This window comes from Pseudoalteromonas umbrosa, assembly GCF_030125375.1.
In the GTDB taxonomy this organism is placed as follows: Bacteria; Pseudomonadota; Gammaproteobacteria; order Enterobacterales; family Alteromonadaceae; genus Pseudoalteromonas; species Pseudoalteromonas umbrosa.
Genome location: NZ_JASJUU010000001.1, coordinates 961964 through 975254 on the forward strand (window position 1 = coordinate 961964; position 13291 = coordinate 975254).

General features: G+C 37.8%; 9 protein-coding genes. 8 read left to right on the forward strand and 1 reads right to left on the reverse strand.

Annotation, left to right across the window (positions count from 1 at the left end; translation table 11 throughout):
* Positions 1–72: 72 nt before the first annotated feature.
* From ggt to QNM16_RS04170, 4 genes are all read left to right on the forward strand, one after another.
* Positions 73–1845, forward strand: coding sequence for a gamma-glutamyltransferase (ggt, locus tag QNM16_RS04155; protein ID WP_284019325.1), 1773 nt, complete (start codon positions 73–75; stop codon positions 1843–1845).
* A 172-nt stretch (positions 1846–2017) separates the two neighbouring features.
* Complete coding sequence (locus tag QNM16_RS04160) at positions 2018–3712, forward strand: NAD-dependent malic enzyme (protein WP_284019326.1); 1695 nt, start codon at positions 2018–2020, stop codon at positions 3710–3712.
* Between the two features lie 125 nt (positions 3713–3837).
* Positions 3838–4656, forward strand: coding sequence for an ABC transporter substrate-binding protein (locus QNM16_RS04165; protein WP_284019327.1), 819 nt, complete (start codon positions 3838–3840; stop codon positions 4654–4656).
* A 523-nt stretch (positions 4657–5179) separates the two neighbouring features.
* A complete protein-coding gene (locus tag QNM16_RS04170) occupies positions 5180–5986 on the forward strand; it encodes a hypothetical protein (protein ID WP_284019328.1) in 807 nt (268 codons plus the stop codon).
* A 52-nt stretch (positions 5987–6038) separates the two neighbouring features.
* On the opposite strand, the gene QNM16_RS04175 is transcribed toward QNM16_RS04170, so the two are convergent.
* On the reverse strand, positions 6039–10223 hold the full coding sequence (locus QNM16_RS04175) for a response regulator (RefSeq protein WP_284019329.1): 4185 nt from the start codon (positions 10221–10223) through the stop codon (positions 6039–6041).
* A 222-nt stretch (positions 10224–10445) separates the two neighbouring features.
* On the opposite strand from QNM16_RS04175, the gene QNM16_RS04180 reads away from it, so the two are divergent.
* The 4 genes from QNM16_RS04180 (at position 10446) to QNM16_RS04195 (ending at position 12858) form a co-directional block, all read left to right on the forward strand.
* Positions 10446–11144 carry an SIMPL domain-containing protein gene (locus QNM16_RS04180; protein ID WP_284019330.1) on the forward strand — a complete coding sequence of 233 codons (699 nt, stop codon included), beginning with the start codon at positions 10446–10448 and terminating at the stop codon, positions 11142–11144.
* Positions 11145–11214: 70 nt separating this feature from the next.
* A complete protein-coding gene (locus QNM16_RS04185; RefSeq protein WP_284019331.1) occupies positions 11215–11589 on the forward strand; it encodes an MAPEG family protein in 375 nt (124 codons plus the stop codon).
* A complete protein-coding gene (locus QNM16_RS04190) occupies positions 11586–12215 on the forward strand; it encodes a sulfotransferase (protein WP_284019332.1) in 630 nt (209 codons plus the stop codon). Before QNM16_RS04185 ends, QNM16_RS04190 begins: the two co-directional genes overlap by 4 nt.
* Before the next feature lie 70 nt (positions 12216–12285).
* Positions 12286–12858 (forward strand): MiaE family protein, encoded by a 573-nt coding sequence (locus tag QNM16_RS04195; RefSeq protein WP_284019333.1) that lies wholly within the window; start codon positions 12286–12288, stop codon positions 12856–12858.
* The last annotated feature ends 433 nt before the right edge of the window (positions 12859–13291 follow it).

Below are 13291 nucleotides of genomic sequence, written 5' to 3' on the forward strand. Positions count from 1 at the left end.
ACAATAATAAAGGTATTTTTACATATTGTGCCTGTTAACTTTTATGATGCCAACGAAGATCGAAAATAAATAATGAATACATTCAAATTAAAGTCCTCATTGCTAGCATTGGTGCTCGCATCTAGTTTACCCGCTGTAGCGGACCAAGCTGAATCTAAAAAGCGAGAAGCAAGAGAACCTGAAGCAGCTACTGGCCTGACCTTAAAAAAAGAAAAAATAGCTAAAAAGTATATGATTGTCGCTGCTAATCCACATGCAAGCAAAGCAGGCCAGTTAATGCTTCAACAAGGGGGCAGCGCAATTGATGCGGCAATCGCTGCTCAGTTAGTTTTAACGCTTGTAGAACCGCAATCATCTGGTATTGGTGGTGGCGCATTCATTCTTCATTATGATAAAAGCAATGATTATCTCACGACATTTGATGGTCGTGAGACTGCACCGAAAAAAGCAGACCATACGCTCTTTTTAGACAAAGAGGGTAAACCGGTTAGGTGGATTGAAGCGGTTGTTGGCGGCCGTTCTGTTGGTGTACCTGGTATTATTCACTCTATGAAGCAAGCACACGATAAGTATGGTGTCTTAAAGTGGAAGCAGTTGTTCAAACCTGCTATTGACCTGGCAAATAACGGTTTTAAAGTATCTCCTAGACTTCACATGTTGCTTAAAAAAGAGTTTAACCCAGGTCTAACTAAACTTTCTCCAGCGAAGGAGTATTTCTATCCAAATGGAAAAGCGCTTGAAATTGGCTCTTTAGTTAAGAACCCCGCATTAGCCAAAATCTACAAAGAAATTGCAGAATACGGACCTAAAGCATTTTATGAAGGTAAATATGCTGAAGATATGGTTAAAGCGGTGCAAAACGCTGAAATTGCGCCGGGCCATTTATCTTTGTCTGACCTTGCTAATTACCAAAGTAAAGAGCGTCATCCAGTTTGCACTTCATATCATGACTATAAAGTGTGTTCGATGGCACCACCGAGTAGCGGCGGGCTAACAGTACTGCAAATACTGAAGTTGCTAGAAGGCAAAAAACTAGCACAGTACAACCCAAATGATCCGCAAGCTGTGCATTTGTTTACACAGGCATCAAGGTTGGCATTCGCTGACCGTAATTTTTATATCGCAGATCCAGATTTTGTAGATGTACCGACTCAGGGCTTGTTGAATCCAGTTTATTTAAACTCCAGAGCAAAATTAATTGGGGAAAGAGATAATCAAGAAATGCCTGTGGGAGATCCATCAATGGGCAAATTATCTTATGCTCAGGATGACAGTTATGAACTTCCATCAACTACGCACTTGTCAATTGTAGACAGTAAAGGCAATGCTGTTTCTATGACGAGCTCTATTGAAATGGGTTTTGGCTCAACGGTTATGGTGAACGGGTATTTATTAAACAATCAACTGACTGACTTCTCACTCTCACCAAAAGTTGGTGGGAAATGGGTTGCTAATCGTGTTGAACCAAATAAGCGCCCTAGAAGCTCTATGGCCCCAGTTATGGTATTTAATAAAGATGGCAGTTTAAAGTTGGTTGTCGGCTCTCCAGGTGGAAGCCGAATTATTAACTACGTCGCTCAAACGGTGATTGGTGTTCTTGATTGGGGCTTGACGCCACAACAGGCAATTAATTTACCGCGTGTCACAAATCGGAATAAATATACAACCTTAGAGAAGGGAACAGAATTAAAAGCAATGAAGCCTTGGTTGGAGTCAAAGGGGCATAAAGTACGGATCTCTGATTTAAATTCAGGTATTCACGCAATCGAAATAAAAGCAGGACTTTTATTTGGTGGTGCAGATCCGCGCAGAGAAGGTGTTGCACTTGGAGAATCTAGCGAGTAAGCGTAGGATATTATAGATTATTCAGTTATAATGTATGACCCTGTTTACGGATCTCTCATTCGTTTACAGGGCCGTTTTATTGGTCTGATGTGCATTAAAGTAATTGAAAATTTGTGTACTTAGACAATAATGATCCCTTATATCAAAAAATTAAGAGTCACAGCTTGTAAATATGACTAAACAAACCGACCCTAACTACCTCTACATCCCATATTCTGGCCCAACTTTATTGGAAACTCCGCTTCTTAATAAAGGCAGTGCATTTAGCCAGCATGAGCGTGAAAACTTCAACTTAGCAGGTTTAGTTCCTCCTCGTTATGAAACAATTGAGGAACAGGTAGAGCGTTGTTATCAACAATTTTCAAGTTTCAAAGATAACCTAAACAAACATATATATTTACGAGCTATTCAAGACAACAACGAGACGCTTTACTACCGCTTAGTAAGAGATCACCTAGAAGAGATGATGCCTATCATCTATACACCAACGGTAGGTGATGCATGTGAAAAGTTCTCTGATATTTATCGTAGTTCTCGTGGATTATTCATTTCATATGAAGATCGTCACAATATCGATGATATTCTTCGCAATGCCACTAAGGGCAAAGTTAAGGTAATCGTAGTAACTGATGGTGAGCGTATTCTTGGTCTAGGTGACCAAGGTATCGGTGGTATGGGTATTCCAATTGGTAAACTGGCTCTTTATACAGTATGTGGCGGAATCAGCCCAGCGTACACGTTACCTGTGATGCTGGATGTGGGTACAAATAACGAGAAGTTATTAAACGACCCAATGTATATGGGCGCAAGACATAAGCGCATCAGCCAAGAAGAATACGATGAGTTCTTAGATCTATTCATTAAAGCAGTGAAGCGCCGCTGGCCAAATGTGTTACTTCAGTTTGAAGATTTTGCACAACCAAATGCAATGCCTCTTTTAAAGCGTTACCGTGATGAAATTTGTTGCTTTAACGATGATATTCAAGGCACAGCTTCTGTAACAGTTGGTTCTTTACTTGCTGCTTGTCGAGTTAAAGGCGCAAAACTATCAGAACAAAAAGTTGTTTTTGTTGGTGCAGGTTCAGCAGGTTGCGGTATCGCTGAACAAATCATTGCACAAATGGTATCTGAAGGTGTCTCAGATGAGCAAGCGCGCAGCCAAGTGTTTATGGTTGACAGATTTGGTCTATTAACTGAAGGAATGGAAGGTTTGAGAGACTTCCAAGCTGCGCTTGTTCAAACAACAACAAACCTAGAGAGCTGGAACTATAGTGGTGAGTATGCATCTTTACTAGACGTGATGCACTGCGCACAACCAGATATTTTAATTGGTGTATCAGGTCAACCTGGCTTATTTACTGAGCAAGTGATCAAAGCGATGCACGCAGGTTGTGAACAACCAATTATCTTCCCGCTTAGTAATCCATCTCGTCAAGTTGAAGCACATCCAAAGGATGTGATTGAGTGGACAGAAGGTAAAGCGATTGTTGCCACTGGTAGTCCATTTGATCCGGTCGAGTTTGGTGGTAAAACACATGTAATTCCGCAGTGTAACAACAGCTACATTTTCCCAGGTATTGGTCTAGGTGTATTGGCTGCTAAAGCGTCAAGAATCACAGAGTCAATGCTAATGGTAGCGAGTGAGACATTAGCAGAATCTTCTCCGTGGGCAAACACAGGTAAGGGCAGCCTTCTGCCTTCTCTGGTCGAAATTGAGCAATTAAGTAAGCGAATAGCATTTGCTGTTGCCAAAAAAGCGATGGAAGAAGGGGTGTCATTAGACATGCCTGATGACCTAATTTGGTCTGCAATCGATAAAAACTACTGGATGCCAGAGTATAGAAACTACAAACGTTGTAGCATTTAAACTGACTTATTTTAAAGGCCCTCGATAGAGGGCCTTTTTATTGTGCTAATAAATAGCAAACAATAGGTTTGTCGCTATACTTAACTAATAATTTACAGCACGGACTGCATGCAGTAGGAGTATATATGCCGTCTAGATTTGTGCTTTTAGCTTGTGTCTTCTTTTCTTTCTTTTGTTTTTCCAAACCTTTAAAAATTGAAATTGTGTCAGACTACAACCCATCCTATGGCGAATCACCCGGAGATTTGGCCACACAGCTGCTATTGATAATTGCAAGAAATTTAAATAATGAAATGGCCATTGAGTTTGTTCCAGCAAGTAGAGAACGAGAGTGGCGAGAGCTTAAACATCATGAAAATGTCTGTTTGTATAATAAGGTTCGAACGCCTGAACGTGAAACAATGGCTTTATTTGTGTCTCTGCCATTGATGGCTTTTCCCTCTAATCGACTTATCTTGCGTAATAAAAAGTTCGTTTCTATCGAAGTGACTTTAAAAAAAGCGCTGTCAATGGGGTTGAGAATAGGTGTTACCAAAGGTCGTTCATATGGACTAGAAATCGATGATTTCATTAATGCAAATACCGATAGGCTGTTTATCGGCGAGGGCAATGATAGCGCTTTTAGGTTACGACAAATGTTGGTGCAAGGTCGCTTGGATGGGATCATTGAATACAGTTCAGTATTTGTTACAGACTTTCCTTCTGAAGATGTACTTAAAGATATTTCGTTCCACGCTATAGGCGACACCAAAGCGACCATATTTGGTTATATTGCGTGTTCGGATTCTAAAGTTGGAAGAAAAGCGGTTGACTTGTTTGAAAGAACACTGCAAAAACGAAAAATTCAAGATTTAATAATAGAAGCACACGCTAATCTATTTCTTCCTCAAGAGGAAGTGTTCATTAGTAACTCCTTGAAGACAGCTTTTAGCATAAACGATTAAATTTCGGATTATTTTTTTTATTCAATTTATGTAAAACTTATCCAAGCGGGTTATTAAAGTGCTATGCATTGTTATAAATTAAATTTTTTAATTAAGTCTTCAGTTTTATAGAATTTAGCTGATTTATCAGCTTTGCTCACCCTATAATAATGATTTCTGATTTTAGAGTAACCTATTCTATATGATTATGAAATCTAATTAACTTCACCTCGACAACCTAAGCTTATGATTTTTATAGTTATATGTGGCGTGTTACTCAAGTGAAAAACCCTCCAAAATCACTTTTTTATTACTAAAACCTTGTTGTTTTTGATTTAAGAAAACACTTGTCGAATCACCAGAATCTAAATATTTTAACCATTTACAATATTTTTTTTAGCACCTAAGTTAGATAGCGAAACAGGCAGCGATGTAAATTAACTTACTAAATACCCATGCGTATAACCGCTGTAAAAAATCGACATTACGCCTTTCTAAAGAGGCAATTTTATAAATTAAACTAATCTAATAAAAGGGATTAAAAATGAAAATTAAACTTCTCACAGCAGCTGTATCTTTACTTGTTATCAATAGCGCTGCAGCAAGTGTTGTCGTAGATGATTTAGACGGTTATGATCGTGAGTCTAATTACTCTGGTTCATTAATGGAGCGCATAGTAACAGATTCTGAAAGCTCTCGTACTTTTGGTGCTTGGGTATTCCGCGCAGACAAATATGGTACATGTTCTTCAGGCGCAGTATATGATGAAGTCTCTGGTCAGTTTATTGCAAATGTAGGAATTAGTCCTGCGGGCCATAATACACACCATATTGACCGAGTAAGCTTACAAGGTTATTTCACAGAAGAGCAGCTACAGCGTACTCGTGTTTTAAAACTAAACTGTGAATCTGAGACGGGCGTAAGCTATACTGCAAAACACAAAATCCCAGCTTTACCAAAAATTACATGGAATGCAAGTTTAACAGGTGTTGGCCCTTGGCAGACTCCGGATTGTAGCGGTCAATCTCAGCATTGTGGTGGCGCAGGTTGGTATGACCAAGTTAGTTATACCTCTTCAATTCTTGTAAACAACGGTACTGAAGACGGTTATTGTACATCACAAATAAACGACGGTTTAGTTTCAAAAGTATTTAATGGCGAAGGCGCTACACCGCTTTTCCACACGAATCACTTTGCGCTAAATGAGCAAGTGTATTCACAAATCGGTCGAGTTTTCAGACAAACAGTAGCTTGTCATAACCCTGCTGGTACAACTGAGCATACGACTGTTTGGGAAGTAACTGGTGAAAACGATATCAACCTAGTTGTTGACCACGTGGACTATAAGTAATTGCTACTTTTTCATTCGAAAATGGGCCATTAGGCCCATTTTGTATATTGAGTTACATGTCAGATATATTTTCTTTATTGTACCAGTACTGAAGCTTTTCAAAGACTTTGCTCGCTTCGATAGGCTTAGTTATATAATCATTCATGCCAGCATCCAAGCACTTTTGCTTATCACCTTGCATAGCGTTTGCTGTCATTGCAATAATAGGTATGTTTGAATTATGCGAGCCAGCATTTGACTCTCGAATATTTTTAGTTGTCTCATATCCATCCATTATTGGCATTTGGCAGTCCATTAATATAATTGAATATTTTGATTGCACAGGGGACTCTCTGAGCTTCTCTAGTGCTTCAAGGCCATTTTCGGCAACGTCGACTATTAGCCTTAAACTATCTAAGATTCGTGTAGCGACAATCTGGTTTACCTTGTTATCTTCAACCAATAAAATCCGCGTGTCTTTTGAAAATACATTGATAAATTTTTCTGCATTATTCTCAATAGTTTCATTGGACGCATTTGCCGCTGTGTCGAGGGGGGTTGTCACAGTAGAGAGGGCTTTGAGTAAATCTTTTTTTGTCGTAGGTTTAGTGAAATAACCATCAAGTTTTACAGGGCAAGTATGTATTGCTTCAAAGTGTTCTGTTAACTGCGTCATCATAATCAATTTAATATGTTTATACGACGCCTTACTTCTTATTTCTTTAGCCATGAGCTCACCACTTAAGCCGATGAGTGTTTTATTGAATATAACTAAATCAATAGGGCTTTTGTTTAGAGTTCGTAAAGCTTGGTCAGCATTTATAGCCTCAAACACACTAACTCCCCAAAATTCAAGCTGCTTTTTTATCGCGTCATTGCTTGAGGTACTAGGGTCCACAAGCAACATCTTGATGTTTAATTTGTTGAAGTCGGGGTCAATAACGTTTTCGAAACGACTTTTTTTAACTGAACACTGAATACTAAAGCAGCTGCCAATGCCAACTTGGCTGGTGACGCCCACATCACCTCCAAGCAACTGACATAGCCTTTTAGTAATGCTGAGACCTAAGCCTGTTCCCCCGTATTTGCGTGTGGTTGAAGCGTCAACTTGAATGAAAGAGTCAAATAAAGTCGCTAGTTTTTCCTCGGGGATCCCAATGCCCGTGTCACTTACAGTACATGAAAAAATATACATGTCAGTGTGATTGTGTTCATTCAGTGATGCCGATAATACAATTTCTCCACTTTCAGTAAATTTAATTGCATTGCTTAATATGTTAGTGACTACTTGTCGTATTCTGCCAGGGTCAGACTGTATCATTGATTTTTTGATGTCTGAAAAGTCTAGAACAATACAAACACCTTTCTCTTGTGCAGCAAGGGCCATTGATTCTGAGAGACTTTCAAGGAGCTCACGTAGGTCAAAATCGACAAACTCCAGCTCAAGCTTGTCGGCTTCAATTTTAGAAAAGTCTAAAATATCGTTTATTAAGCTTAGTAATGAATGTGCACTTGCACTGGCAATATTGACTGAATGCGACTGTTCTTGAGTTAACCCACTGCTTTTTAATAAATCCAACATTCCAATGACGCCATTCATAGGGGTGCGTATTTCATGGCTCATATTAGCTAAAAACTCAGATTTTAATCTTGTCGCTTCTTCTGCTTTTTTGAGTGCGCCTTCTAGCTTTCTTGCTTGCGTTTCAAGTGAGGCTGTCTTCTCTGATACTTGCTGCTCAAGTGCGACAACAAATTGCTTTTGACGTCTAATTTCAGCTTTTTGCAGTTTTGTTCGCAGGTAAATAACCATAAAAATACTACTTACAACAAATAAAGCATAGAGTGAATAAGCCCACCAAGTCTTCCAAGGCGGAGGCGAGACATACACATTTATTGATAACACTTTTTCTCCCCACTCACCACTGCTGTTTGTAGCTTTAACCTTAAACTGATAGCTACCACCATCCAAATTAGTGAACGATGCAGTATTCCTATTACCAATTTCAATCCAGTTATCATCATAGCCTTCGAGTTTGTAGGCATAGATATTTTTGTTGGGAGATAAAAAATCGAGGACTGAAAACTCAAAAGAAAATATGTAATCAAGGTAAGATATATTGATATTTTCTACATAAGAGTAGGGCGTATCAAGTTTAACGGGCACCCCCATTTTATTAAATCCGGTTAAAACCAACTCAGGCTCTTCAATCACCGTCTGTGTGGTTAATGTGCTGAAATATTCAATCCCTCTTTGGCTATTAGTGAACAAAGTATTATTCTTCGCTTTTACAAAGCTGCTTGGATAATAATTAAGTCCAAGTAGACCACTTTGATTGTCAAAGTTAATAATTTTTCCTGTTTTGGGGTTAAGTTTGGTGATGCCTTTGTTAGTTGTTAACCATAAATTCCCGTTGTTATCATCTGATATTGACCGGATAAGGCTACTAGGTAAGCCACTTTGAGTATTAAAGTGAGTAAACGTATTAGTATCATTTTTATAGAGGTTTAAACCTTGTTGGGTCGCTATCCAGATATAGCCATTTTGGGTTTCATAGATGTCTTGAACGATACTTCCAAGTAAACTGTTGGCAGAATCTTTAGTGTTAACGAACGATTTAAATCTTTCCTCTTCGTCAATCCATAAATTCGCACCATTTCCTGTACCGACCCAAATGTTTTGAGACTTATCTTTATATATTGTGAGCACTTCTGGGTGAGACAATCCATATTCTTCACCTAGATGTTTAAACTCGTTCAATTTGGGGTTGTAAATGTACACACCGTTTTTGTACGTACCAATCCAAAGATATCCATCTTTATCTACTGAAAGCGCTCTTATTTCACGAAACTCACTATAGTTTGGATCAGATTTAGGGTAACTAATAAGCTTGCTTTGCATTGTATTTAGGTCAAATCTTACCAGTCCCTCATCTTGTGCCATCCAAACGATGTTGTCTTTATCTAAAAAAAGTACAGGACGCTCTAATAATCTATTTAACTCGAAACCGTTATCTTTGGTGAATACGGGTGGAAATAGGCTTTTTAAAGTTGATTTTGATACATCCCACTTGAACAATTGTGAAGCAGAGTTAGCAATTAATACATCTCCATTTTTATCAGCGGCAATACCGTTAGGTGCACTTAACTCTGGGTTATCTATAGATTTAAATTTTCTATGTGGCACTAATTTGAAAATACCGTGTAATTCATTGGTGACCCACAGTGTGTTTGCACTATCTTCAAAAATTATGCGCATACCACTATTTTGCTCTAGGTCGAGTTGTACTAGGGTATCGCTATTTTCATCTCTTCTAAATACACCTCTACTGGTTACAAACCAAATATAGCCTTCATGATCTTCTATTATTGAGTTGACTTGGCCTAAATGCTGCTCGGACACATAGCCAATTCTCGAAAATGTTTTATGGTCGGTGTTAAAAATAAATGGCCCTTTTTGTGTTCCAACGTATACGTTACCTTGCGATGATTTTAGAACGTGGCGAATCTCATTTGCACCTGTAGGAGTTTTATTGTCGGGATCAGGAAAAAAATATTCAAATGTGCCTTCTACTTTATTGTATAAATTCAATCCATAACTTGTGGCTACCCATAAGTTATCTATGTCATTGTTTTCGATATCCCAAATTCGGTTATGCGATAAACCGTTGTTACCATTTTCTGCTTTTTTGACATGCACAAAATTATCCGAACCAATATATTTATTGAGTCCATTATCATAAGAACCTAGCCAAATCGTGCCATCCAAATCATGATAAAGAGATTGGATTCTGTTCGCGGAAATAGACTCTGGTATATTTTGATCGTGAAAATAGTTTTCAAATTTGCCTGTTTTGGGGTTGTAGCGGTTTGCGCCACCTCCCCAAGTACCTATCCAAATGATGCCATTTCTATCGAGCATCAGATTACCGGCATCATTGTGAGATAGCCCATTCACAGATTCACTATCAAATTCGAATAATGTGACTTTACGGCCATCATATCGCATAACGCCATTTTCAGCAGTTCCGAACCATAACATACCTTGCTGATCTTGAATGATTGAATAAATTTCGGACGACACAAATCCATCTTCGGCTGTCAATTTTTTAACAGAATACTGGTTACTCAAGATGGGTATGTTGCCATAACAAAAGCTTGGAATTAGTGTAGACAATACTGCAATTGAGCCAATTATTGAAAGCGGTTTACCCATAAGTAATTTATTAACCGTGTATTGATAGAAAATCTTGTTATTCATAATATTAGGCTAGTTGATGTTATGAGCAATTTCTATTTTCAGGACTATTTTTCATTAAAAATTGATTAACTAAGCAATTTGGATGATAACCGTTACGTATGCCGTGTAAGTTAAGTCTTATGACTCATACTCATAGACAAAACTTTGAATATTCAGTATCAATTAATTTAATTATGTTTCAATTACACACATCAATACAGAAATGAATATTTTGGAGAGTTTATGCGTTTATTAACAGCTGCGTTTTCAGTGTTGTTAAGTACATCGGCAATGGCAGGGAGCATTCCAACGACTCCGCATTTATACGTAAAAGGGTACTCAGAGGTATCTGTTCAGCCAGATACAGCTATTATCAATGTTGCAATTAATGAGAAAAGTAAAAACCTTCAACAGGCAAAATCAAACGTTGACGATATCGTTGCAAAAGCTTTAAGTATTGCGAAGAGCTTTGGTGTGAAAGGTAATCACATAAATGCAGAACAATTAAATGTCTACAAGCAAACTAGATACAACCGCAGTACAAATGAAGAAGAGTTTACTGGCTTTAAAGTGAGTCGTAACATCACACTAAAACTGAAAAATGTCGATAAATATCCTGAGCTATTGCAAGCATTTGTTGACAGTGGCATTAATCAATTCAACAACACGCAATTTGTTGTAGAAGATAAATCAGAGATTATGAAAGAGCTTAAACAGAACGCTATTAAACAAGCACAGCTTGGTGCAAAAGAACTTGCAGATGGCTTTGGTGTTAAAGTAGGTGACTTGTATTCAGTGTCTTTCTCTCCGATGAATGTTCCGATTCAACCATATGCCAGAGGCAAAGTGATGGCTGCAGAATCTATGAGCCTACAAGACTCGTACAGTACTGGTGATACTAAGTTGACAGCGGAAGTGTACGCGGTTTATTACATAGATTGATTTGGACCTTTTAAAGTCCTCTTAAAACAACGTATACTAAAGGTATACAAGGAATAGGGGGCTTTTCATCATGTTTAGTGGACTGTTTGCTGCAATTTGCACACTGTTTTATATCAAACTCAGCTTTAATGTAATCAAGCTAAGAAAATCACATAAAGTGGGGGTTGGTGATGCAGGCCATAAAGATTTGCAAGCCAGCATCCGCGCTCACGCAAACTACATCGAATATACCCCCTTGGCTGTTATTCTAGTTTTTATACTTGAGTATCAACTAATTGGTAACATCATACTCATACCCATTGCTTGTCTTTTTTTAGCTGGCCGATTATTACACGCCAAGGCCTTGTATGATGCAAACTTAAAAATGCGCGTTATCGGTATGGGTTGTACATTTTTATCACTCATAGTCATGGCGCTAATAAACGCTTATTTATACTTTTTATGACCAAAAAATACTTTGTTCTGGGGCTGCCTAGAACTGGAACCACGAGCTTATGTGTTTCTAGTCTTGATATCGGACTTAAAACTGCACACACTGCGTACACGCAAGAAGCACTTAAAACTGCGGAGTTCATTGCAGATACACCAGTATTTAATGATTTTCAGAAACTCTATCAACATTTCCCACAAGCTAAGTTTATCTACTTAGAGCGTGATCATAATGTTTGGTTACCATCGATTCGACGTTTACTTGTTCGTATGTTACCAAAATTGATTGTACAAGGTGGCGGTTTTAATGAGACCTTAAAACGTTGTTATTTCAATGTTTTTAATGGTCTTGATGAAAAAAATATCAACGATGATGACTATTTGATTGAGTGTTATAATAGACATAGGCAAAGAGTTATTGATTTTTTTGAATCAACCAATGTAGAGCATGTGACAATCAATTTATCTGAAATAGGTAGCACACCTAAATTTGCCCAGTTTATGTCTGTTCCTAAAATTTCTATACCACATGTAAATAAGCATGGGAAAGTAACAGCCTGGAATGACATTAAACACCCTTTAAAAGTAGAATCAACAAGAATTGGCAAAGTAGATAAAGACAGTATTTTATATGACTTATAGTATTAAAATGTCCGATATTAATTGAAGTCATAAATTTTAAATACACGTAGTAAGTGAGACAAAATAGCTAATGTTTGAACTAAAATATCATACACCGTTTGAGTGGACACACAAAGTTATGGACGATTTTGTGACCTTTTTACAAGACCATGCCGCAGCAGAAAAAAAGGCATCAGGCATGGCGATGTCTATGTTAGGACATTACCCAGATAGAACTAAGCTGGTCAAAGCTATGGCTGATCTTGCTATTGAAGAAATGATTCATTTTAAGCAGGTATTAAAGCTCATTAATGAAAGAGGCTTGGTACTCGGAAATGATAAACAAGATCCATATATTAAAAAGATGCGCGCTTTGTTTAGACAAGGCAGTGATGAGTTTTTAATTGACCGATTACTCGTTGCGGCAGTGATTGAGGCGAGGGGACATGAGCGATTTTCTCTCGTTGCTGAAGCATTACCTGAAGGAAAAGATAAAGATTTCTACGTCGCGATTGCTAAATCAGAAGAAAAGCATAAAAACTTATTCGTAGAATTAGGTTATGAGTATTTTGATAAAGCGATTATTGACGCCAGACTCGAAGAGATATTAGTAGCTGAAGCTCAAATTTGTGAAAGTATTCCATTCACAGCAGCATTACACTAAACTTTCCAAGAAAAGCACTCATAACTAGAGTGCTTTTCATTATGTTAAATCACGTTTTTTACTGTTTTTTTGCGTAACTGATAGCACTTTATTATTTACTACTTAAATCATCTAGCTGATATAGCAGGTGAACTGAAGCATTTTGCCATTAATAAATATAAATCAAATTTTTGGACCTTACTTATTCAAACTCAAACTTTTCCTAATTGTGTTAAATCACACATTCATGCATAACGAGTCTCATACCAGTAAAAATCCTCCAAAGCATATTTAATCTAAGGATCAAGGATACATAATTTTCGAAGATGAAGTTCGAAGATGAAGTTCGAAGATGAAGTTCGAAGATGAAGTTCGAAGATGAAGTTCGAAGATGAAGTTCGAAGATGAAGTTCGAAGATGAAGTTCGAAGATGAAGTTCGAAGATGAAGTTCGA